The organism is Specibacter sp. BI4 (assembly GCF_056680095.1).
The window spans coordinates 1,694,865-1,716,669 of the sequence record NZ_CM155265.1 but is presented as its reverse complement, the minus strand read 5'-3'; the positions used below and the strand labels follow the sequence as shown (position 1 = coordinate 1,716,669).

The following is a 21,805-nucleotide window of genomic DNA, read 5'->3' as shown; positions in this document are numbered from 1 at the left end:
GATCGCGGATGTCTGGATGCTTGGATGCCACCGGTGCAGCCGGCTCCTGGGTGTCGCCCTAGGCCAGCAAGGCGTCCAATCCGATGGCCGACCCCTCCGGAAGCAAGGGGGCATAGCGGTCATGGATGGCCTGGCGCGCCCGTCGCCCTGCCTCAACACCTTGCCGGGCCGCAATGGCTTCGAAGATCTCCCGGTCCAATGCCGCCGAGGCCGCCTCGGTTCTCTCGGTGGCATCCGAGTCCGACAGCTGCTGGGTGATCAAGGCAACGATGGCTTCAGCCACTGCACGGCCACACATGGTCAACAGCGCGTTGCCACTTGCTTCCCAAACGGCCAAATGAAAGTCCACATCAGCCCGGGCAAACTCCCCGGCATCCTTGCCGACGGACTCCTCCATGCGTTCAATCGCCGAGCTCATGGCCGCCAATTGCTCCTCGTTGTGCAGCGCAGCGGCCAGGCGGCATGCAGAGGATTCAAGGACCAAGCGAAATTGAACAAGCTCGTTCATGGACAACGAGTCCATGCGCGCCATGGTGACGAAGGAGCGGGTCATCGACTCCGGCGAGGGCTCCAGGACCTTGGGCCCGCCGCGGCCTCCGGGTTTGGATTCAACCAGTCCCATCGACTGCAAGACACGCAGCGCCTCCCGCACGGTCGGCCTGCTGACGGAGAACTGGACCATCAATTCGCGTTCGGACGGCAGATGCTCGCCGGCCGCGATCGCCCCGGAGGTGATGGCCGTCTCGATCTGTTCGACCACGCGTTCATAGGTGAGTGTCGCGACGGCCGGCGTGAAGGTAACTGTTTTCATCGGTGCCTTAGGTCAAGGGAAGCCTGCGGGAGAGGAAGGTGCTAAATGGTAGGACCAGCCAACTTATTAGCAATATACAACGATTGCTGTCCTGAGTCAGTCCCCCACCCTGCAGTGGATCATGGTCAAACGCAACCGGGTCACCCACCTCGCAGCGTGTGGACCCCGTGTAACATTGCGCGAACCCGTGTCATCTTGGGCGCGAATCCAACCCTTGAACACGCAACCCGGGACTTTCCGCAACGTATACACACAATGTAACTGGTCAGACCATTGAAATAATTTCGCCAATGCACTTCAATGGTGTTGGACAGGTCACATTGAGTCGCTTGAACCTTTGCTTCCAACCGATGGAGTACACATGCTTCGCTTAAACAAAGTAAGCCGTTCGATGGTGCTGCTTCTCGCGGCAACGCTGTCACTGACCGCCTGCAACGCCGGTTCATCGGCAGGCACCAAGGACGCCGGGTCCAAAACGTCGCTCACTGTGGCCCTTACCGGCGCCCCGGTAAACCTCGACTTCACCACCACCGCAGGCGCCGCCATTCCCCAGGCACTCATGGCCAACATTTACCAAGGCCTGGTCCAAATAGATCAGGATGGCAAATTGCAGCCGCTGCTGGCCGAATCCTGGGAACTGAGCGGGGACCGCAAGACCTACACGTTCAAACTGCATCCCGACGTCATGTTCTCTTCAGGTGAAGCGTTCACTGCCGACGACGTCAAGTTCAGCATTGAACGCGTCAAGTCCGATGCCTGGAAGTCCAGCCTGAAAGACAAGATGAACGTCGTCAAGGCAGTCACAGTGGTTGGTGACACCGAGGTCAAGGTCGAGCTCAACCAGCCAAGCAACGCTTGGCTGTACGACATGGGCTCCCCCATCGGCGCCATGTTCGACACGAACGGTGTGTCCAATCTGGCCACGACTCCCATCGGCACCGGGCCATTTACCGTCAGCGCATGGAAGCCGGGCGAAGCCCTCGAATTGGCCGCCCGCACGGACTACTGGGGTACGGCTCCTTCATTGAAGACCGCAACGCTGCGCTACTTCGCGGATGCAACAGCCACCACCAACGCCCTTCAGTCAGGCGACGTCGACGTGGTTTACAACATGCAGTCGCCGGAACTGCTCTCCACTTTCAAGGACAACACTGACTTCCAGGTCCTGGAAGGCAGCTCCACAGGCAAGATCATCCTGTCCATGAACAACAAGGCGGCGCCCTTCAACGATGTGAGGGTTCGTCAGGCTGTCATGTATGCCGTGGACCGCAAGGCCGTCATGGACACAGCATGGAATGGAATGGGGACGCTGATCGGCGGACCGGTGCCTCCGTCCGACCCCTACTACGAAGATCTCAATGATGTGTATCCCTTCAACCCGGACAAGGCGCGGGCATTGTTGAAGGAAGCTGGTGTGGAGAAGCTGGACATCACCTTCGACGTCCCCACCCGCCCGTATGCAACTGCGGTATCAGAAATCGTGGTCTCACAGCTCAGGGACGTTGGCATCAACGCCAAGATCGCCTCCAGCGAGTTCCCTGCCGTTTGGCTGGATCAGGTTTTTACCAAGCACGATTACCAGATGTCAGTCATTTTGGCCGTTGAATCCCGCGATGTCCTGACCATGTTCAACGACCCGAATTACTACCTTGGTTTTGACAATTCAAAGATCAAGGAAGACGCTGCAGCCGCCGACATGGCCGATGAGGCCGGCTATGTCACTGGCATGAAAAAGGTGGTCAGGAGCATCGTCGACGACGCCGGCGCCGATGTCTTGTTCCTCTTTCCCAATATTGTGGTGGCGAACTCCTCTGTCACCGGGATTCCGGCCAATGCAGTGTCACCCGGTCTTGATCTCAGCTCCATGGCTTGGAAATAGCAGAACGGGATCAGCAATGCCGGGGCCCTGTCCACTGGATGGGCCCCGGCGCCCGACTTTGGGGATGAATCATTGGATCGACTGGATGGAGGCCCGGCATGGTGATGCGCATCGTGACCAACCTGGCCAGGTTCGTGGCCACCTTCGTGGCGGCCACGGTGCTGGTGTTCTTTGTTATGCGTACTGTGCCGGGGGATCCTGCGCAGATTGCCCTGGGGGTCAATGCCAGCCCGGAGCTCCTTGCACAGACCCGTGCAGAATTCGGCACGGATCGTCCGCTGGTAGTGCAGTATTTGGAGTGGGTTCGCGGCCTGCCATTTGGTGAATTCGGCACCTCCTATGTCACCCACCAGAACATCAGCCCGATGGTTGCGGACCGTGTGCAGGTGTCGCTGATTTTGGTGATCCTGGCGATGCTGGTGGCCTTGATCATTGCCATTCCGATGGGAACATTGGCTGCTGTCAAGCACCGCAATGCCTCAGGCGCGCTCATCAGTGCCGTCAGCCAACTTGCCATTGCCATTCCCGGCTTCCTCGCAGGCATCCTGCTCGTGGTCGTGTTTTCCCTTAACTTGGGTTGGTTCCCTGCCAACGGCTGGACCCCGCCAGGGCAGGACTTTGGCGAATTCCTCTCCCGGGTGGCACTGCCTGTCCTGGCGCTGGCTTCGGTCCAGGCCGCCATTCTGACTCGATATGTGCGTTCGGCCGTGCTGGAGGTCATGAGCGAAGATTATTTGCGGACCGCCCGGGCCAAGGGGTTGTCTCCCCTTGCCGCGCTGCTCAAGCATGGATTGCGGAACGCCGCCATACCTGTCCTGACAGTCACCTCGGTCCAATTGGCCGCCTTGATCATTGGCGCCGTCGTCATCGAAAAGGTCTTCGTGATCCCCGGGCTGGGCTCCATGTTGCTGGATGCCGTTGGCAACCGGGACCTGCTCACCGTCCAATCCGTGGTCATGGTGTTGGTGGGGATCACCTTGGTCATCAATTTGCTGGTGGACGTGTTCTACACGGTCCTTGATCCGCGCATTCGGAAATCGGCTTAGGGGAATCTGCATGGCTACGAAAGTCAAGATTACAAGCACTGTGAAGCGGCGCCGCCCGTGGCGGGGCTCCATGCTCGTGGGGGCAATATTGGTGGGCCTGGTGATTGCCTCCGCCTTGCTCTCTTATATATGGACCCCCTTCGACCCGGTTCAGGCCTATCCGCTGGACCGGTTGCAGGGACCGAGCCTTACACACCTGATGGGCACGGACAGGTATGGGCGGGACGTCTTCTCCAGCATCCTCTACGGTGCCCGCATCACCCTCCTGGTGGGCATGGTTTCGGTGGGAATCGCACTACTTTTGGGCACCCCGCTGGGAATTCTGGCCGGCATGAAACGCGGTGCCACCGAGGAAATCACCATGCGTTTCGCTGATATCTTGTTGGCTTTCCCGGCGCTTCTGCTGGCCATCATGTTTTCTGCCATCTTCGGTGCCAGCACTGTAACCGCCATGGTCGCCATTGGTCTTGGCTCCGTTCCCGGCTTCGCCCGTGTGGCACGGTCCGGCACGCTGCAGGTCATGAGCACCGAATACGTCCAGGCGGCCAGGGCCTCCAGCCAGCCGGCCCTTCGAATTGCGCGCCGGCATGTTCTCCCCAACATCGTTGGCATGGTGGTGGTGCAGTGTTCGGTTACATTTGCCCTGGCCGTCCTGGCCGAGGCGGCATTGTCCTTCCTTGGGCTGGGCACACCGCCGCCGGTACCAAGCTGGGGCCGCATGCTCCAGGAGTCGCAACAGTTCTTTGGCACCCTGCCCCTCCTGGCCGTTTGGCCGGGTTTGGCCATCGCGGTGGCAGTGATGGGTTTCAATATGTTGGGTGATGGACTGCGGGATCGCTTCGATCCCAAACTGAACGGAGACCGCCCATGACAACCACAGCACCAAAGCTGCTCACGGTTGAAAATCTGTCAGTAAATTATGGCGCCTTCAGCCTGGTCAGGGATGTTTCGTTTGCCATGGACCGTGGAGAACGCATCGGCTTGATTGGCGAGTCCGGTTCCGGGAAGTCACTGACCACAACGGCACTCATGGGCTTGTTGCCCGAAGGTTTGCAGGCCAGCGGAGCCGTGCATCTGGACGGACACGGCCACAACTTTGTCGGTGCCACTGACGCCTCGATGCGTAAAATCCGCGGCCGCGACATGACAATGGTGTTCCAGGAACCCCTGACCGCGCTGAATCCGCTCATGCGGGTGGGCGCCCAGGTTGCCGAGATCATGACGGTGCACCACACCGCCGGATCCCGCCGGGAGGCACAGGCCAAGGCCATCGAGATGCTGGCCGCCGTCAAGCTGCCCGATCCCGCCGAGGCGTCACACGCCTACCCGCATCAACTGTCCGGCGGCCAGCGCCAACGCGTCATGCTGGCCATGGCCCTTGCCAACGATCCTGCACTGCTGCTGTGCGATGAGCCCACCACGGCACTGGATGTCACGGTGCAGCGCCAAGTCCTGGACTTGGTCTTGGAATCCGTGCAGAAACGTGGCACGGGCCTGCTGTTCATCACCCACGACCTCGCCGTCGTTGCCAACATGTGCACGCGGGTCTTGGTCATGAATGATGGCAGCGTGGTCGAGGAAGGGCGCACGGAGGACATCTTCACCCGGCCGCAGCACAGCTATACCCGGGGGTTGCTCGCTGCCAGCGACATGGAAGCCAAGGACAATGACGGGCGCCTGTTCACCGTCACCTCGGCCGCGGCGTATGTGCCGCCAAGCCCGGAAGAGTCCCTGAAGCGAGCCAAGGCGGCGACAGCTGCGAAGGCTGCGACAGCCAAGACCGTAAAGGGCGACGCCGGGCCCTCCCCGGAGCAGAAGACGGACGGTGTGCTTCCTGTCATCGCCGCGACGGACCTGACACGCACCTACCGGCGCGATCGAACGTCCTTGTTTGGCAAGGCCGCCGAGGTGCACGCACTCAAGGACGTGAACTTCGTGGTGCGGCCGGGCGAACGCTTGGGCGTTGTCGGGGAGTCCGGATCTGGAAAGTCCACCCTCCTGCGCATTCTGGCGGGGCTTGACCAACCAACAAGCGGATCTGCCGTTGTGGCCGGGAACGAGGTGGCCGGCGCCGCCGAGCGGAGTCTGGTGCAGTTGCGCCAGCAATTGCAGATTGTGTTCCAGGACCCCATGGGTTCCCTCAATCCCCGTATGCGGGTGCTTGACATCATCACCGAGCCATTATTGGTCCCCGGCCGCACGGAGACGGCCGCGCAAAGGCGTGACATGGCTGTCTCAATGCTTGAGGCAGTGGGCCTTGGCCCGGAGACCCTCGAGCGGTACCCGCACCAGTTCTCCGGCGGTCAGCGCCAACGCATCTCCATTGCCCGCGCACTGATCTGCCGGCCCCGGGTGCTGGTGGCTGACGAGCCCGTGTCCGCCTTGGACGTCTCCGTCCGGGCTCAGGTGCTCAACCTGCTGGCGGACCTGGTGGACCAGTACCAGCTGACACTCGTCTTCGTCTCCCACGACCTGGCTGTGGTGCGGCACCTGTGTGATCGGGTGGTTGTTATGCGCAAGGGTGAGATTGTCGAAGCCGGCGACACCGAAAGCGTCTACCAAAATCCGCAGCACCCCTACACTCAAAAGCTCGTGGCAAGTTCCATGAATCTGCGCACCGAGGTGCTCGCCCGGGAGTCCCTGGCGCTTCAGAACGACTAACAAGCACCACAGAAAAGGACCGTCATGAACCAGCCTGAAAACGATTTCACGGCGCTTGAACTCTCCACCGCTTATGCCTCGGGATTGGATCCGCAGGAGGTTGCCGAATCGCTGCTGGCACGCATCGCGGACCTTGAACCGGTCCTCAACGCCTTCTACGTCCACGAACCCGACCAGGTTCGCCGTGATGCCGAGGCCTCGGCCAAGCGGTGGGCGGCCGGCACCCAGCTTTCTCCGTTCGACGGCGTTCCGGCGACAGTCAAGGAGAACATCACCCGAATCGGCGTGCCGGTCCCGTCAGGAACGGCCATCCCACAGCCACCTGTCGCGACGGAGAACGCACCTGTCACCGACAGGTTGTTGGAGGCTGGAATCGTCATTCTTGGTTCCACCACCATGCCCGACTGGGGAATGTTGTCCTCGGGCGTTTCGTCCCTGCACGGGATCAGCCGCAATGCGCTGGACCCGTTGTTGACAACAGGTGGCTCGAGCGCCGGTGCCGGCGCCGCTGCCGCCGCCGGGTACGGTCCCTTGCATGTTGGCACCGACATTGGCGGCTCCATCCGGTTGCCGGGGACCTGGTCAGGGCTGGCCACGTTAAAACCCAGCGCCGGGCTGGTCCCGCTCAACGTGCCCTATCTTGGCCGGGCAGCAGGTCCCCTGGCCCGCACGGCGGCGGACGCCGCCACCCTCATGAGCCTCATTGCACGGCCCGACATTCGCGATTACTCCGCCCGCCCCTACCCGGCGATGAACTGGTTCACCGGTCCTGCCAACCCTGCCGGCCTGCGGGTTGCGTTGCAGCTGGACGCCGGTTCCGGCGCCGCCGTCGATCCCGGGGTCGCCGAAGCCGTGCAACACGCGGCGGAACTTTTTGCCGCGGCCGGTGCCCGCGTCGTCGAGCTGTCACCGTTCATGACTCCGGCCCAGCTTGCCGGGATCGACGCATTCTGGCGGACGCGGTCCTGGGCGGATTACAGCGCACTCGATGAGGAACAGCGCGGGAAGGTCCTGCCCTATATTGCCCGCTGGTGTTCAGGCGGCAAGGATTACGACGGCGTCGCCACCATGGAGCACTACCATCGCTTCGCCCAGGTGCAGCAGGCGACGATCGCCGCCACGGCCGGCTTTGACTTGGTTCTCTCCCCCGTGGCGCCGATGGCCGCCTTTGCCGCCGAGCAGCCCATGCCTGTGGATGATCCCGATCTGCCCATGGCACATATTTCCTTCGCCATGCCCTACAACATGTCCGGACAGCCTGCAGCGACAGTCAACTGCGGCTTCATGGCCGACGGCCGGACGATCGGGCTGCAGCTGGCCGGTCCGGTGGGTGCCGATGACAAGGTCTTGGCTGCGGCCGCGTGGTTTGAAACGGTGCGGGGAGACGCGGTCCCGGATTGGGCCCATGCCTCCTCGCACCGGGAACTTAAGCCGGCGGGGTAAACCGTCCGTCGATGGCGGTCCAGCCGCCATCGACGGTCAACACCGAGCCGGTCACGAAACTCGCCGCATCCGAGGCCAGGTAGACCACGGCACCGGCCAGCTCCTCCGGGCGGGACCATCGTCCCAATGCACTCTTGTTTGCGTAGGCGTTGTACCACTCCGGGTTCGCCTTGATCTGGGCCGTCAGCGGAGTCTCGACGACGCCCGGGGCGATGGCGTTGACCCGCACGCCCTGTTCGCCGAACTCGGCAGCCGCCGTGCGGATCAACTGAACCAGGCCCGCCTTCGTGGCGGCATAGGCGCCCTGACCGGGCTCAACCACGGAGGCCCGAATCGAGGAGAAGCCGGTAATGGAGCCGCCGCCGCGGGCAGCCATCTGGGGTGCGAAGGCCCGGATCAGGGCAAAGGACGCCCGAAGGTTGAGGTTGACGACCCGGTCAAATTCCTCCATCGAGTAGTCAGCTATGCGCTTGCGGACATTCGTGGCCGCCGTGAATACCAGGGCGTCCAGCTCGGGGTGCGCCGCGGCTGCTGCGGTGACGGCGTCCACGTCGGTGACGTCCAGGTCAATGGCAGTGGCACCGCCGCCGGCTAGTGCGGCCGTTTCCTGTGCAGCTGCAACATTGCGGTCGGCGCATATGACGGTGGCTCCCTGGGCCGCCAGGGCGAGGCTCGCTTCGCGGCCGATGCCGCTGCCGGCCCCGATGACCATGGCAAGGCGTCCATCCAGGCGGAACAGTTGGGTGTAGTCGGTCGTTGGGTTCACATTCATTCCTCGGGTCGGTGCGGATCGGAAATTGAAGGATCAGGCCGGGCGGATCATGGCCATGCGGGTGGTCGTGAATTCCTCGATGGCCCAGCGCGGGCCCTCCCGGCCGACTCCCGAGTCCTTCACACCTCCATAGGGCATGATGTCGGAACGGAACCCGGGGATTTCGTTGACCACCACACCGCCCACGTCCAAGCCGTTGATGGCCGCAAAAGCGGATTTCAGGGACCGGGTGAACACGGAGGCCTGAAGCCCATACCGGGAGTCATTGACCAGCTCGATCGCCTCCTCCATGCTGTCGACCGTCTCCAGGGCCACAACGGGACCAAAGATTTCCTCGCACCACAGCGGCGAGGAGTGGGGCACATTGGCGAGCACCGTCGGGTAAACCAGCGATTCCGACTCTGCCGCTGAAGCGTCCCGGCCGCTGCCCACCGGTGAGTTCGAGGCTACGATCCGTGCTCCGCCGGCCAACGCCTCGGCCACCCAGGACGTAATCCGCGCCGCTGCTGCCGAGTTGATGACGGGGGCAACGCGCGTGGCCGGGTCGCGGGGATCACCCACCACAACTTCCGGAATCCTGGCGGCAAGCTTGTTTGTGAATTCTTCTGCGATCCCGGCCAGCAGGACTACGCGCTGGACGGAGATGCACGCCTGCCCGTTGGCATAGAACCCACCCCGGATCACAGCGTCGACAGCGGCGTCCACGTCAGCGTCGTTGTCAACGATCAGGCCCGTGTTGGAGCCCAGTTCCAGAACTGTTTTTCGGGGTGCGGCCGCACGGGCGATCTGGTGCCCCACGGCCGCGGAGCCGGTGAAGGACACGACGGCGGCCCGTGAGTCACCCACGAGCACCTCACCCACGTCCACTCCGCCATTGACCATTTGCACGGCGGCGCGGGGCAGGTCATGGGCGGCCAGCACGTCACGGATGAGATCCACGAGCAGCAGCGTCGCCAGCGGCGTATCGGGTGAGGGCTTGATAACGATGGGGCAGCCGGCGGCCAGTGCCGGGGCAATCTTGTGGGTGGCCAGCAGGACCGGATAGTTGAAGCCGGCTATTCCCACCACGACGCCGGCCGGCCGGCGGGTGTAATAGCCCAGCATGCCTTCGCCCAGTGGCTGCAGGTCCAGGGGAACGGTCTCGCCCGTTGTCCGGGACACTTCCTCGGCAGCGGCCGTCCAGGTGGTGAGCGAGCGTGCCATCTCCACGGCACAGTCGACGCTTGGCTTGCCCGTCTCCAAGACCAGGATGCGCGCAATTTCCTCGGACCGTGCGGCCAATTTTTCTTGAATGTCCATCAGGAGGGCACGTCGCTTGCCCGTGCCTGCCGCCGCCATGGCGGGAAGTGCGGCAGCGGCCTCGGACATGGCCAGGGCGGCACTGGCTGCGTCTGCCACGGGCGCCTTGCCAATGGTGGACCCGTCGAAGGGAAAGCGAATCTCCGTTTGCGCCGTGGCCCGCACGCCAAACTCGCCGATGGGCAGGCTTTGACCAAGAAGTTCAAGAGACGGGTTGGCGATGGTCATCGCAGGTCCTTTCCAGCGCCGCAGTGGTGCCGAGGGGTTGGTGCAGGCCGGGAAACACCCTAGCCATCGAGTGGTCTTACCAGTAACATAAGCAGACTACTAGCGAAACATGGCGGAGGCAATGGATATGACGGGCAAAACGAATTTGGCGCACAACCGGCGGCACTATCGCCTGGCTGTCGTGCCAGGCGATGGGATTGGTCCGGAGGTCACCCAATGCGCACTCACCGTGCTGGACGCGGCCGAGGCGGCCTTTGGATTCACCACCGAACGTGAGCACATTGCCGCCGGCGCGAAGCACTATGTGGCCACCGGAGAGCTGTTCAGTCCCGCCATCGAGAAAAGGCTGCGGGCCAATGATGCAATCTTGTTTGGTTCCATGGGCGACCCCTCGGTGTCCCCCGGAATATTGGAGCGCGGTTTCATCCTGACCATGCGCCAGGTCTTTGCACAAGCCGTCAATCTCCGCCCGGTTCGCCTCTACCCCGGTGTCAAGACGCCGATCGCCGAGCTGACGCCGGACCGCTGCGATCTGGTGATCGTGCGGGAGAACACCGAGGGCGCCTACGTTGGCCGTGGCTCAACCGTCCACGCCGGCACACCCAACGCAGTGGCCGTTCAGGAATCGGTGAACACCCGTGCCGGCGTTGAGCGGGTTGTGGACTATGCGTTCAGGCTGGCCTCCTCCCGCCGCAAGAAGCTGACGCTTTGCCACAAGACGAACATTCTTGTCGAGGCTGGCAAGCTGTGGCAGGACACAGTGAATGACCTGGCCGCCAGATACCCTGACGTTGAAACTGACTACGTCCATGTGGACGCCATGTGCTTCCACCTGCCGATCGCCCCGGAACGCTTCGATGTCGTTGTCACCGACAATCTCTTTGGCGACATCATCACGGATCTTGGTGCCGTGATTCAGGGCGGCCTGGGCGTTGCCTCGAGCGCCAATCTCAATCTTGACCACAGTGCCCCGAGCATGTTCGAGGCCATCCATGGATCTGCACCCGATATTGCCGGCAAGGGCTACGCCAACCCCGCGGGCGCCATACTGTCACTGGCCATGTGCCTGGCCCACCTTGGCGAAGATCAAGCCGCCCTCGCGATCGAGTCCGCCACAGTCGCCGTCCTGGGAACCATGGAGGGGTTAAGCGGTCCGGACATGGGTGGAAACACGCAGGAGATCGGCCAGCATGTAGCCGATGCCCTCAACGACATAGCTGCCGGACGGGAACCGCTGCTGGCGGGAATGTCCGTCATGGATGGAATCAAGGCCGCGGCACCGGCCTAGGAATCACCCAACAGCCAACGAAAAATGCCCCGGGCATCACCAACTCTGTTGGTGACGCCCGGGGCAGGCGTTTGTCGCCAGGCTAGGAGACCAGCCGGTCAGCGATGTCCAGCACCTCATCGAGGATCGCCAGGCCCGCAGCGGCATCCTCCCTGCTGGTGTTGCACGGCGGGACCACGTGGATGCGGTTGAAGTTGGCGAAGGGCAGCAATCCGCGTTCCTTGCAGGCCGCGATGAGCTGGTTCATTTCCGGGCTGGATGCACCGTACGGGGCTAGGGGCTCGCGGGTTTCGCGGTCCTTGACGAGTTCGATGGCCCAAAAGACGCCCGTCCCGCGGACTTCACCAACAGAGGCGTGACGCTCGGCGAAGCCGGCCAGTGCCGGGGCAATGACCTCGGCACCCAAGGCGGCTGCATGGTCCACCATGCCCTCGGATTCCATGACATTGATGGTGGCCACGGCGGCGGCCGTGGCCAGCGGGTGGCCGGAATAAGTCAGCCCGCCCGGATAGACACGTTGGCCGAACGTGGCCGCGATTTCCGGGCTGATGGCTACGCCGCCCAGAGGCACATAGCCGGAGTTGACGCCCTTGGCGAAGGTCAACAAGTCAGGGACCACCTCGAAGTGGTCAACGGCAAACCACTTGCCGGTGCGCCCGAATCCTGTCATGACCTCGTCGGCAATGAACATGATGCCGTATTTGGTGCACAGCTCCCGCACCCCCTGCATATAGCCGGCCGGCGGGACGAAGATCCCCGCCGATCCGGGAATGGATTCCAGGATCAAGGCCGCAATGGTTCCCGGTCCTTCAAACCCAATCAGTTGTTCGAGGTGTTCAAGGGCGCGCTGGCTCTCTTCCTCTTCCGTTGTTGCATGAAAGCTGCTCCGGTACAGGTAGGGCGGGAAGAAATGCACCGTTCCGGTGCTGGCGGAATCGTTGGCCCACCGCCTGGGGTCACCTGTCATGTTCACCGCCAGCTCGGTGCCGCCATGGTAGGAACGGTAGGCCGAGAGCACCTTGGGCCGTCCGGTGTGCAATCGAGCCATGCGCGCGGCGTGTTCGTTGGCGTCGGCGCCACCGTTGGTGAAGAAGATCTTGTTCAGCTCCCCCGGGGTGCGTTCGGTGATGAGCCGGGCGGCTTCGGAGCGGGCCTCATTAACGTGGCTGGGGGCGACGGTGCACAGCTTGGCAGCCTGCGCGGTGATCGCCGCCACGACGACCGGGTGCTGGTGGCCGATATTGGTGTTGACAAGCTGCGAGGAAAAGTCCAGGTACTTCTTGCCAGCCCCGTCCCAGACCCACGATCCCTGGGCGGCCGCAATGACCATGGGGTCCAGCAGATCCTGGGCCGACCAGGAATGGAAAACATGCTTGCGGTCCAGCTCATAAGCCCTGCGTGCGGCAGCCGCGTCCACTGCAGGGGCCTCGAGCACGCCGGCGGGTGTGCCGTCATTGGCCAGGGTGTAAGTCATGTCGGTCTCCAATGTTCTAACGAAAGGGGTGTGGTTCAGGCGTTTTGGGGGAAGCCGAGGTTGATGCCGCCGTGGCTTGGGTCTGCCCAACGCGTGGTGACTGCCTTGCCGCGGGTAAAGAAGCTGACCCCTTCGCTGCCATGTGCATGCGTGTCCCCGAACAGGGAATTCTTCCAGCCGCCAAAGGAGTAGTAGGCCATGGGCACGGGGACGGGGACGTTGATGCCAACCATGCCAACCTCAACCTCGTTCTGGAAGCGGCGGGCCGCCCCGCCGTCGTTCGTGAAGACAGCGGTGCCATTGCCGTAGGGGTTTGCGTTGATCATCGCCAGTGCCGCATCGAAGCTCTCAACCCGAAGGACTGACAAGACCGGGCCAAAGATTTCATCCTGGTAGATGGACATGTCGGTGGTGACGTTGTCGAACAGGGTGGGGCCGACAAAGTAGCCGTCGCCTTCAGCATCGGGGGTGACTGTCCGCCCGTCAACCACCAGCGTGGCTCCGGCCTCTTCGCCGGCATCAACGTAACCGGCCACCTTGTCCCGGTGGGTCGAGGTGACGAGCGGGCCCATGTCACAGCCGCGCAGCCCGTCGCCGGTGCGCAGGGCGTTGGCGCGTTGGGCGATCTTGGCGACGAGTTCATCGGCGATGCCGCCCACGGCGAGGAGGGCCGAGATGGCCATGCACCGTTCACCGGCCGAACCGAATCCGGCGTTGATGGCGGCGTCGGCGGCAAGGTCAAGATCGGCATCCGGCAGGACGACCATGTGGTTTTTCGCACCGCCGAGAGCCTGGACGCGCTTGCCATTGGCCGTGGCTGTTTCGTAAACATATTTCGCGATCGGCGTTGACCCAACAAAGGAGACCGCCTTGATGTCGGGGTGGGTCAGCAACGTGTCCACGGCAACCTTGTCGCCCTGGAGGACATTGAACACGCCGTCCGGCAGCCCGGCTTCCTTCCACAACTCCGCCATCCAGCCGGCCGCCGTCGGAACTTTCTCGCTGGGCTTGAGGATCACGGCATTGCCTGCGGCAATCGCCAGCGGGAAGAACCACATGGGGACCATGGCCGGAAAATTGAAGGGGCTGATGATGGCCACGGGGCCCAGCGCTTGCCGCACGGAATGAATATCGACCTGGGTTGAGGCGTTCTCCGTGTAGCTGCCCTTGATCAGGTGTGGCATGCCGCAGGCAAACTCGACCACTTCCAATCCGCGGCTGACTTCTCCCAAGGCATCGTCAAAGACCTTGCCGTGTTCGGCCGTGATGATGGCGGCCAGCTCACCCTTGCGGGCGTTGAGCAACTCGCGGAAGGAGAACAGGATCTGGGTGCGGCGTGTCAGCGAGGTGTCCCGCCATGCCGGGAACGCTGCCTTGGCCGCGGCTACTGCGGCGTGGCCGTCTTCCACACTGGCCAGGGCCACCTCGGCAGTGACCTTGCCTGTTGCCGGGTTGGTAACCGGCGCGGTGCGCTCCCCTGCCGATGTGTAGCCGCCGTTGATCCAATGCTTGATCGTCTTCAATGCTTCCCCTTTGATGGGTGGTGCCGGATAGGTGGTGCCGTTGCTCCCAGTCTTCCCCGCTTCACGGCAGGGCATAATTAGCACACTGTAATAAGATGGGCACCCTGATTTACACTATGTAAATGCTCCCCACTGTCCGCACCATCCTTGAACTCGGCATTGTTCAAAACGCCGGCCCCTCCGTTCTTGGTGGCACGGCCGCCTTGGACGCCCCTGTGCGGTGGGTGCACGTCAGCGAACTTTTGGACGTGACAGATCTGCTCTCGGGAGGCGAACTGGTTCTAACCACCGGGTTGGAGCTCGAAAAGGATCCCCGACTGACCAGGCGTTATCTGGGTTCTTTGGCCAATGCCGGGGCTGCCGGACTTGTCGTGGAACTCGCAGGCAACCGCGGACGCAGCCTGGAAACCCTGCGTGCAGCCGCCCATGATTCACCGTTTCCCGTCATCGTGCTCGAGCGCACGGTGCGCTTCGTGGCGATCACGGAGACAGTGCACCGCATGATCGTGGCACAACAGTTGGAAACGGTTGAGCGCTCCCGCGACGTGCATGAGGCGTTCACCCAGCTGAGCCTGGAAAGCGCCGGAACCCAACAGGTGGTGGAACAGGCCGCCACAATGATTGGCGCACCCGTGGTCCTGGAAGATCTCCACCACCTCGCGCTGGCTTACGCAGCACAGGACGCGGACATCTCCGAGTTGCTCGACGATTGGGAGCGGCGCTCACGCACAACGCCTTCGCCCGCCAAAACGGGCCGCGCCGGCGCTGAAGAATGGTTGCTGGTTCCCGTCGGCGTCCAGAACCAATTGTGGGGGCGCCTTGTGGTGCCGGTGCCAACGCCCGATGACCTGGCAGCGTCCTTGGTGCTCGAACGCGCCGCACAGACCCTGGCCATCAACCGTCTGGCCGAGCGCGACAGGCGTGAGCTCTCCCAGCAGGCACAGGCAGGCCTGTTCAACATTCTGCGAAACCCCCGCGGGCTCAGCGAGGGCGAAGCCCTCGCCCGCGCAGCGTCGCTGGGGCTGAAACGCTCGCCGTTCTATGTCCCCGTTGCCTTTCGTGCGACACCAGTCACCACAACAGCGGACACCACCACACCCTCCCTGAAAGCGCCCGCCCACGGTGATCCGTTGGCACTCCAGCAGGCCGAGCGTGAACTGCTTGAGCTGCTGTCCCAAATCCTCAAATCCATGTCAGGCAGCGCCCTGACGGCCAGCATCCAGTCCGGCACGGTAGGCATGATTCTGGCGTTGCCGGCCAGCCAGCTTGAGGAAGCCACCCTGGAACGGCTGGCCCAGGCCTTGGCCGCCCACACCGTCGAGGGGGCCACCCGGTGGACCATCGGCGTCGGACGCTTCCGGGACACGCTGCTGGCGGCCGCCGGTGGCATGGCCGAGGCCGCGCATGTGGCCGAGACTGCTGCCACCCTCCGTGAGCCGAACCATCCTTTTTACCGGGCGGGTGATGTCAGGCTCAGGGGCCTGCTGGCCCTGCTGCGCACTGATCCCCGCGTTCAGCAGTTCGCCGAATCAGAGCTTGCCGGCATCCTCGATGCCGAGGCACAGGGCCGCTCAGGACTCCTGGACCTGCTGGGCAGGTATCTTGAATCGGGCGGCAACAAGGCCGCGCTGGCCCGCAGCGGCTATCTCAGCCGGCCAACCCTGTATGCCCGATTGGCCCAATTGGAAGAGCTGCTCAACGCCCGGCTGGACGACGCTGAATCCCGCACCTCACTGCATGTGGCGCTGCTGGTCCACCGCCTGCGCGGGGAACAACAGTAGGCCCTGCCGCCAGGCCGGCTTGCCTGCTAGATTTCCACCGACTGTCCCGTGTGCAGGTGCCGGAACGTCACGCCGTGGCGCCCGCCGATCCTGGCGATGTGGGACTCCGTGAACGCCAGGCCCTGCTCATTGAGCAGCCCGTCGTGGATCTGGAACGCCTGCGGGGCCCTGACGGACACTACAAAGTCCACCACCTCGGAGACCTTGGACCAGGGCGCATGGACCGGCACCAAAAGCGTGCCCACGCTCACCCCGTCGGGGACTGTCAGCGCGTCACCCGGGTGGTAAACGTCGTCGTCAATCAGGTATCCGACATTGGCCACAATGGGCATTGTCGGGTGGATGACGGCGTGCTGGCCGCCAAAGCACTGCACGGCGAAGCCTGCCGCCGTGAAACTGTCCCCGGGTGCGGCGTCAAGAATCTGCCCGTCGTGCCCGGGCGCCCGCACGCGCAAGTCGCGGGCCACGCCGGCCGGGGCGTATACGACCAGCTCCGGCGACTGCGCCAGGGCTGTGGTGAGTGCATCGCCGTCGTAATGGTCTGCGTGTTCATGCGTGATCAGCACGGCGCCGGCGCCCTCGAGGGCCGTGGCCGACTCCGAGAACACGCCCGGGTCAAGAACCAGCACGCGCCCGTCCTGTTCGAGGCGGACACAGGCGTGGGTGTACTTTGTGAGCAACATGCTGCCAGCATATGCCTGTATCCCGGGCCCGGCCATGGGGTGCCAACACGGGTGATCACGCACAGGTGCGATAGGCTGGTTGATTGAATCCAGCAACGAGGAAATGAGTTGGCACGATGTCAGATGTCCCGGTGAAGGAGCAGCGCGTCACCAAGCAGCGCGTTGCAATCAGCGCCGCCATGGACACCCTGGATGACTTTGTCAGCACGCAGGAACTGCACCGCAAGCTGCACGAGCAAGGCACCCGGGTTTCCCTGGCCACCACGTACAGGATCCTGGCCTCCATGGCCGAGGAAGGCCTGCTGGACACGCTGCGCAACGGTGAGGGCGAAGCCGTCTACCGCCGCTGCAACGCCACGAGCCACCACCACCACCTGCTGTGCCGCAACTGCGGGAAAACGGTGGAGGTGGAAGCGCCTGCCGTGGAGAGCTGGGCAGCCCGCATCGCGGCGGAGAACGGTTTTACCCAGGTCCAGCACACGGTGGAGATCTATGGCCTGTGCCCGGAGTGCTCAGCCGCGAAATAGCACCGCGGGTCAGTCCATCGGCGGCACCAAATCCCCCAGCGCCTCCCGCACCCACCAGTTTCCGGTCTCCCGCCATTCCCGCCAGCTCGTATACCGGTAGGCGAAGACACGCGCCCGGACCTGTTGCGGCGGACTCCCGTTAAAGGGGTCATGGCGCAGCAGCTTCAGCGTCGCCGGGTCCGCTGCCAGCAATTGCCGCAGAAACGGCATGAACCAGTTCATGCCCGGCTGCCCCAGCGCCAGAAACCACATCATCCAGTCAAGCCGCAGGTGGTACGGCGCAAATTGCCGTGGCATCCGGCCGGGGTCGCCCGGTTTCCCGCGGAACCCATATTCGCGCCAGCCGGTCCCGTCCCAGCCCTCAACGACAACCTCCAGCCGCTCCCGGGTGATGGAACCAAAGGCGCCATAGGCGTTGCCCAGCCGCCAGCGGTTGAAGCTGGCATTCATGGCCTGGTTCGGAGAGAACAAGTTCCTCAGCGGCCGCCAGCTCAGCACCAGCATCAGCACGCCCAATCCCAGCACGACGGCGGTGAACCAGTCCGGGGAGCCGGGCACCCAGGTCCCTCCCGGCAAGGTGGCGGCTGCCGCGGGGTTTCCAAAAAGTGCCGCCACTGCGTTGCCCGGCACAACCACATCCACCGCTTTGTCCCCCACGGCGGAGAAAGCCAGCACCAGCGTGAGGGCGTTGAGCCAGGCAAAGTTGCCCGAAAGCACAAGCCACAACTGCGTCACGACCACGACCGCCGCCGCCCAGGCAGCGACGGGTTGCGGGGCAAAAAGCAGGAACGGCACCACCAGCTGGGCAAAGTGGTTTCCCAGCACCTCCACCCTGTGCAGCGGTTTGGGCAGGTGGTGGAACCACCAGCTGAGCGGGTTCGGCATCGGCTGGGTCTCGTGGTGGTAGTACAGCGCCGTGAGGTCGCGCCACACCCTGTCGCCACGCATCTTGATCATGCCGGCGCCAAACTCAAGCCGAAACACCAGCCAGCGGAACAGCCAGAGCGTGATGACCGGCGTCGTGGTTTGATCTGAGCCGAGGAAGGCGGCTAGGAATCCTGCCTCAAGCAGCAGGATTTCCCAGCCAAAGCCGTAAAAGACCTGCCCAACATTCACTATCGACATGTACAGCAGCCACATGGCCAGGAACGCGAGCATCGGCAGCCAGGCCGGACCGCGTTGGGGCAGTCCGAGAACCACTGCCGCTCCCAGTGCCGCCCCCGTCCAGGCGACAGTGCGCAGCAGCGCGTCCGAATAGTGCCGGCGGAACAAGGTGGGGCCGGGCGTGCGCGGGATGCGGCCAAGATACCGCGGCACGGGAAGCAGTCCGCGCTCCCCCAGCAGCGCGGGGAATTGCAGCGCGCTGGAAACGAACGCAAGCACGTAGACGGCGGCGATGCCCCGCTGCAGCACAAAGCGCGCAACGTCGTAGTCGGCGGTGCCCAGCCAAGTCGTACCCCACCAGTCGGTGCCCAACCAGCCGCCGCTGAACCAGTCCATGCATCAACGCTAGACCCTTGCCTGCGCGCACCGCCAACACCGGATTTGGCGCAGCCCTCTGCGCAAGGCTGCTTTTAAAGCTGCGCAATTTTCAGCCGCAACGGTGCGCCGGCTGATTGGGCCGTTAAGCTGCGGCAGCCACGGCCGGCCGCGCGGACCAGCCGCGGCGTCTGCGCCATGACCCGGCCACACGGCAGATCAGGTAAATCACGAATGACAAGGTTGTCACATAGGGGCTGATCGGGATGCTGCCACCGAGTGCCAGCATGATGCCGCCGACGGTTGAGACCATCGCAAAGGCCACGCTGAGCAGCACGACCACGCGCGGAGCCGCCGTCACCTGCAGGGCGGCGGCGGCCGGGGTGATCAACAGTGCCAGCACCAGCAGCGCCCCGACCACCTGGATGGACAAGGCAACGGCGATGCCCAACAGGAACATGAAGGCCAGCGACAGCGTCCGTACGGGCACCCCGCGCGCCGTGGCAATGTCGGGGTCGGCGCTGGCAAATGTCAGCGGCCGCCAAATCAACGCCAGCCCGGCCACAACCACGAGTGCGGTGCCTGCCAGAACTGAGAGCTGGGTTGAATCAACCGAGACAATCTGGCCCGTCAGCAGGCCGAACTTGTTGGCTGAGCGGCCCTCGTACAGGGACAGGAACAAGATGCCCAGGCCCAGGCCAAAGGGCATGATGACCCCAATGACGGAATTTTTCTCCCGGGCCCGCACCCCCATTACGCCCAGCAGCAGCGCGGCGAAGATTGACCCAACCAGGGACCCGAAGATGACGTCGGCGCCGATCAGCAGCGCAAAGGCCGCCCCGGCAAAGGAGAGCTCGGCAATGCCGTGCACCGCAAAGGCAAGGTCGCGCATCATGACAAACGTGCCAATCAGCCCGCCAACGACACCCAGGATGGCACCTGCCAGCAAGGTGTCCCGGAACAGTGGCAGCAGCTCACCGTAGTTGGAAAAATTGAGGACTGCGCCGCTGATGTCCGGCCAGTTCATGAGACTTCCTGTCTGTGTGTGCCGCCAATAATGGGTGCGGCCTCCCGGTCATGGCCGGGCAGCCCGTCTGCCGTGTATGCGTGCGCTGCGTGGCTGGCTTCGGCGTGTTCATGCCCGTCAACCACCGAATCCGGGCGCCCCACCACGACCAGCCGGCCGTCGATATTGAGCACCTCAACCCGGCTCCCGTACAGCTTGGACAACACTTCCGAGCGCATGACCTCCTCGGGCGTGCCCAGCGTGAACCGCCCCCCGGCCAGATAGAGCACCCTGTCCACGTGCTCCAGGATCGGGTTGATTTCATGCGTAACGAAGACGACGGCGGTCCCGTTCGCCTTGGCTTGTTGGCCCACCAGGGCGCTCACGGCCTTTTGGTGGTGCATGTCGAGGGAGAGCAGAGGTTCGTCGCACAGCAGCACCTTGGGGTTGGCGGCCATGGCCTGCGCGATCCGCAGCCTTTGCTGCTCACCGCCGGAGAGCATTCCCACGGGGATGCGCCCGTAGCTTGTGGCCCCGACCATTTCCAACAGTTCATCCACCCGCTTGCGGTACGCCCCGCTGCGGATGCGGAAGCCCCATTTGTCACCGTCAATGCCAAGCCCCACCAGGTCGCGGGCGCGCAGTGCGGTGTCGGCGGCAAAATTCTTTTGCTGGGGGACGTAGCCGATGGTGCGGTTGCCGCGCTTGGCGGGTGCGCCGTCGACCGCCAGCTGTCCGGAACTCAGCGGTGCCAGGCCCAGCAGGATCTTCAGGAAGCTGGTCTTTCCGCTGCCGTTTGCACCCAGGACGGCAAGAAATTCGCCCCGGCGCACCTCCAGGTTGAGGTCCTGCCAAAGTGTTCGCGTCCCGTATTTCAAGGTGGCGCGCTTGAGCGTGATGACGGCCGGAGCCGGCCCGGTCATTTGCCTGTCACAGTGTTTAGTCCTTGTTCCAAGTTAGCAACATTACCAAGCATCCAGTCCAGGTAGCTGGTGTCGGCCGGCAGGGTCTCCTCGAAATTCACGACCGGCACGCCCGCGCTCTCGGCGGCTGCCTTGATTTCCTTGGTTTGCGGCCCCTCGGTCTGCTGGTTGTACGCCACCAGTGCAAGGTCTCCGGATGCCACGAGTGCGAGCGTTGCAGCCACCGTCGCGGCAGGAACGTCCGCGCCGTTTTCAACGGCTTCGGTGAATTTGGCCGGTGTCTTGTTGTCCAGTCCGGCCTCCTCGAGCAGGTACATCGGGACAGGCTCGGTGACGGCCACGGCGGCGCCGTCATGGGACTTTTTTAGCTCAGCCAGACGGGTTTCAAGGTCCTGCAACTTTGCCTTGAATGCGTCGGCCTGGGTGGTGAAGCCGGCCGCCTCTGCCGGCAGGGCTGCGGTGAATCGGGCGGCCAGGTCGTCGGCGAGCTTGGACATGGTGGGAAGTGAATACCAGACGTGCTCGTTGAAGTCCGCACCCGTGTCCAGGCCGGAGAGCTCGCTGACATTGACGATCTCGGCGCTTTCCAGCTGGCCCTTGGCCAGTTGGGTGAAGAAGTCGTCGTAGCCGCCGCCGTTGGCAATGCCGATCCGGGCCTTCGACACGGCCAACTTGTCCTGGGCATTGGCTTCGTAGCCATGGGGGTCGGCATTGGCGTTGGAGATGATGGCGTGCACGCTGACGTGGTCCCCGCCCACTGCCTGGGCAATGTCTGCGTAGACATTCGTGGTGGCCACGACAGACACCGTGCCATCCTCCGCCGGGCTGGTGCCTGCCCCTCCCCCGCCGCCAGTGCAGGCCCCCAATGAGAGTGAGGCGGCCAGGGTTGCACCCAGCAGAAGCAGTGAGCGGCGGGTTTGAGACATGTGATTCCTTCAGGCGATGCTAATGAGAACTGTTACTAATAACAACAAGCATAACC

Annotated in this window: 18 protein-coding genes; 8 read left to right on the top strand and 10 right to left on the bottom strand. The window is 63.5% G+C overall.

Features of this window, described 5'->3' with window-relative positions:
• Positions 1-58 precede the first annotated feature (58 nt).
• A complete protein-coding gene (locus AC1L6K_RS07935) occupies positions 59-811 on the bottom strand; it encodes a FadR/GntR family transcriptional regulator (protein WP_480952162.1) in 753 nt (250 codons plus the stop codon).
• 361 nt (positions 812-1,172) lie between these two features.
• Between AC1L6K_RS07935 and AC1L6K_RS07930 the strand changes: the two genes are divergently transcribed.
• From AC1L6K_RS07930 to AC1L6K_RS07910, 5 genes are all read left to right on the top strand, one after another.
• The gene (locus tag AC1L6K_RS07930) at positions 1,173-2,690 is read left to right on the top strand and encodes an ABC transporter substrate-binding protein (RefSeq protein WP_480952161.1); all 1,518 of its coding nucleotides are present in this window, start codon (positions 1,173-1,175) and stop codon (positions 2,688-2,690) included.
• Positions 2,691-2,788: 98 nt separating this feature from the next.
• The gene (locus AC1L6K_RS07925) at positions 2,789-3,736 is read left to right on the top strand and encodes an ABC transporter permease (RefSeq protein ID WP_480952160.1); all 948 of its coding nucleotides are present in this window, start codon (positions 2,789-2,791) and stop codon (positions 3,734-3,736) included.
• Positions 3,737-3,746: 10 nt separating this feature from the next.
• Complete coding sequence (locus tag AC1L6K_RS07920; protein WP_480952159.1) at positions 3,747-4,607, top strand: ABC transporter permease; 861 nt, start codon at positions 3,747-3,749, stop codon at positions 4,605-4,607.
• Complete coding sequence (locus tag AC1L6K_RS07915) at positions 4,604-6,397, top strand: dipeptide ABC transporter ATP-binding protein (protein WP_480952158.1); 1,794 nt, start codon at positions 4,604-4,606, stop codon at positions 6,395-6,397. Before AC1L6K_RS07920 ends, AC1L6K_RS07915 begins: the two co-directional genes overlap by 4 nt.
• A 24-nt stretch (positions 6,398-6,421) precedes the next feature.
• The gene (locus tag AC1L6K_RS07910; protein WP_480952157.1) at positions 6,422-7,840 is read left to right on the top strand and encodes an amidase; all 1,419 of its coding nucleotides are present in this window, start codon (positions 6,422-6,424) and stop codon (positions 7,838-7,840) included.
• Here the strand turns inward: AC1L6K_RS07910 and AC1L6K_RS07905 are convergent.
• The gene (locus AC1L6K_RS07905) at positions 7,824-8,612 is read right to left on the bottom strand and encodes an SDR family NAD(P)-dependent oxidoreductase (RefSeq protein WP_480952156.1); all 789 of its coding nucleotides are present in this window, start codon (positions 8,610-8,612) and stop codon (positions 7,824-7,826) included. The two genes, AC1L6K_RS07910 and AC1L6K_RS07905, sit on opposite strands and share 17 nt — an antisense overlap.
• A 33-nt stretch (positions 8,613-8,645) precedes the next feature.
• On the bottom strand, positions 8,646-10,139 hold the full coding sequence (locus AC1L6K_RS07900) for an aldehyde dehydrogenase family protein (protein ID WP_480952155.1): 1,494 nt from the start codon (positions 10,137-10,139) through the stop codon (positions 8,646-8,648).
• Between the two features lie 127 nt (positions 10,140-10,266).
• Between AC1L6K_RS07900 and AC1L6K_RS07895 the strand changes: the two genes are divergently transcribed.
• Entirely contained in the window at positions 10,267-11,427 is a 1,161-nt protein-coding gene (locus AC1L6K_RS07895; RefSeq protein ID WP_480952154.1) for a 3-isopropylmalate dehydrogenase, read from the top strand.
• Between the two features lie 82 nt (positions 11,428-11,509).
• Here AC1L6K_RS07895 and AC1L6K_RS07890 read toward each other — a convergent pair whose 3' ends face one another.
• Both AC1L6K_RS07890 and AC1L6K_RS07885 read right to left on the bottom strand, forming a co-directional pair.
• A complete protein-coding gene (locus AC1L6K_RS07890) occupies positions 11,510-12,901 on the bottom strand; it encodes an aminotransferase class III-fold pyridoxal phosphate-dependent enzyme (RefSeq protein ID WP_480952153.1) in 1,392 nt (463 codons plus the stop codon).
• A gap of 35 nt (positions 12,902-12,936) precedes the next feature.
• Positions 12,937-14,424 (bottom strand): CoA-acylating methylmalonate-semialdehyde dehydrogenase, encoded by a 1,488-nt coding sequence (locus AC1L6K_RS07885; protein WP_480952152.1) that lies wholly within the window; start codon positions 14,422-14,424, stop codon positions 12,937-12,939.
• 122 nt (positions 14,425-14,546) lie between these two features.
• Between AC1L6K_RS07885 and AC1L6K_RS07880 the strand changes: the two genes are divergently transcribed.
• Positions 14,547-16,205 carry a PucR family transcriptional regulator gene (locus tag AC1L6K_RS07880; RefSeq protein WP_480952151.1) on the top strand — a complete coding sequence of 553 codons (1,659 nt, stop codon included), beginning with the start codon at positions 14,547-14,549 and terminating at the stop codon, positions 16,203-16,205.
• Between the two features lie 26 nt (positions 16,206-16,231).
• On the opposite strand, the gene AC1L6K_RS07875 is transcribed toward AC1L6K_RS07880, so the two are convergent.
• Positions 16,232-16,888, bottom strand: a complete 657-nt coding sequence (locus AC1L6K_RS07875) for an MBL fold metallo-hydrolase (protein WP_480952150.1) — start codon at positions 16,886-16,888, stop codon at positions 16,232-16,234.
• A 116-nt stretch (positions 16,889-17,004) separates the two neighbouring features.
• On the opposite strand from AC1L6K_RS07875, the gene AC1L6K_RS07870 reads away from it, so the two are divergent.
• A complete protein-coding gene (locus AC1L6K_RS07870) occupies positions 17,005-17,415 on the top strand; it encodes a Fur family transcriptional regulator (RefSeq protein ID WP_480952149.1) in 411 nt (136 codons plus the stop codon).
• A 9-nt stretch (positions 17,416-17,424) separates the two neighbouring features.
• Here the strand turns inward: AC1L6K_RS07870 and AC1L6K_RS07865 are convergent, their stop codons facing one another.
• The 4 genes from AC1L6K_RS07865 to AC1L6K_RS07850 form a co-directional block, all read right to left on the bottom strand.
• Complete coding sequence (locus AC1L6K_RS07865; protein WP_480952148.1) at positions 17,425-18,915, bottom strand: lipase maturation factor family protein; 1,491 nt, start codon at positions 18,913-18,915, stop codon at positions 17,425-17,427.
• Positions 18,916-19,039: 124 nt separating this feature from the next.
• Positions 19,040-19,921, bottom strand: a complete 882-nt coding sequence (locus tag AC1L6K_RS07860) for a metal ABC transporter permease (RefSeq protein WP_480952147.1) — start codon at positions 19,919-19,921, stop codon at positions 19,040-19,042.
• Positions 19,918-20,823: a metal ABC transporter ATP-binding protein gene (locus tag AC1L6K_RS07855; RefSeq protein WP_480952146.1), complete on the bottom strand. Its 906-nt coding sequence runs from the start codon at positions 20,821-20,823 to the stop codon at positions 19,918-19,920. Before AC1L6K_RS07855 ends, AC1L6K_RS07860 begins: the two co-directional genes overlap by 4 nt.
• Positions 20,820-21,749, bottom strand: a complete 930-nt coding sequence (locus AC1L6K_RS07850; RefSeq protein ID WP_480952145.1) for a metal ABC transporter solute-binding protein, Zn/Mn family — start codon at positions 21,747-21,749, stop codon at positions 20,820-20,822. Before AC1L6K_RS07850 ends, AC1L6K_RS07855 begins: the two co-directional genes overlap by 4 nt.
• Positions 21,750-21,805 lie beyond the last annotated feature (56 nt).

Coding starts and splice junctions, on each gene's coding strand:
- AC1L6K_RS07920 (WP_480952159.1), top strand. CDS start 3,747: ATGGCTACGAAAGTCAAGATTACAAGCACTGTGAAGCGGCGCCGCCCG.
- AC1L6K_RS07875 (WP_480952150.1), bottom strand. CDS start 16,888: ATGTTGCTCACAAAGTACACCCACGCCTGTGTCCGCCTCGAACAGGAC.
- AC1L6K_RS07890 (WP_480952153.1), bottom strand. CDS start 12,901: ATGACTTACACCCTGGCCAATGACGGCACACCCGCCGGCGTGCTCGAG.
- AC1L6K_RS07925 (WP_480952160.1), top strand. CDS start 2,789: ATGGTGATGCGCATCGTGACCAACCTGGCCAGGTTCGTGGCCACCTTC.
- AC1L6K_RS07935 (WP_480952162.1), bottom strand. CDS start 811: ATGAAAACAGTTACCTTCACGCCGGCCGTCGCGACACTCACCTATGAA.
- AC1L6K_RS07930 (WP_480952161.1), top strand. CDS start 1,173: ATGCTTCGCTTAAACAAAGTAAGCCGTTCGATGGTGCTGCTTCTCGCG.
- AC1L6K_RS07905 (WP_480952156.1), bottom strand. CDS start 8,612: ATGAATGTGAACCCAACGACCGACTACACCCAACTGTTCCGCCTGGAT.
- AC1L6K_RS07865 (WP_480952148.1), bottom strand. CDS start 18,915: ATGGACTGGTTCAGCGGCGGCTGGTTGGGCACCGACTGGTGGGGTACG.
- AC1L6K_RS07855 (WP_480952146.1), bottom strand. CDS start 20,823: ATGACCGGGCCGGCTCCGGCCGTCATCACGCTCAAGCGCGCCACCTTG.
- AC1L6K_RS07880 (WP_480952151.1), top strand. CDS start 14,547: ATGCTCCCCACTGTCCGCACCATCCTTGAACTCGGCATTGTTCAAAAC.
- AC1L6K_RS07900 (WP_480952155.1), bottom strand. CDS start 10,139: ATGACCATCGCCAACCCGTCTCTTGAACTTCTTGGTCAAAGCCTGCCC.
- AC1L6K_RS07915 (WP_480952158.1), top strand. CDS start 4,604: ATGACAACCACAGCACCAAAGCTGCTCACGGTTGAAAATCTGTCAGTA.
- AC1L6K_RS07895 (WP_480952154.1), top strand. CDS start 10,267: ATGACGGGCAAAACGAATTTGGCGCACAACCGGCGGCACTATCGCCTG.
- AC1L6K_RS07870 (WP_480952149.1), top strand. CDS start 17,005: ATGTCAGATGTCCCGGTGAAGGAGCAGCGCGTCACCAAGCAGCGCGTT.
- AC1L6K_RS07850 (WP_480952145.1), bottom strand. CDS start 21,749: ATGTCTCAAACCCGCCGCTCACTGCTTCTGCTGGGTGCAACCCTGGCC.
- AC1L6K_RS07910 (WP_480952157.1), top strand. CDS start 6,422: ATGAACCAGCCTGAAAACGATTTCACGGCGCTTGAACTCTCCACCGCT.
- AC1L6K_RS07860 (WP_480952147.1), bottom strand. CDS start 19,921: ATGAACTGGCCGGACATCAGCGGCGCAGTCCTCAATTTTTCCAACTAC.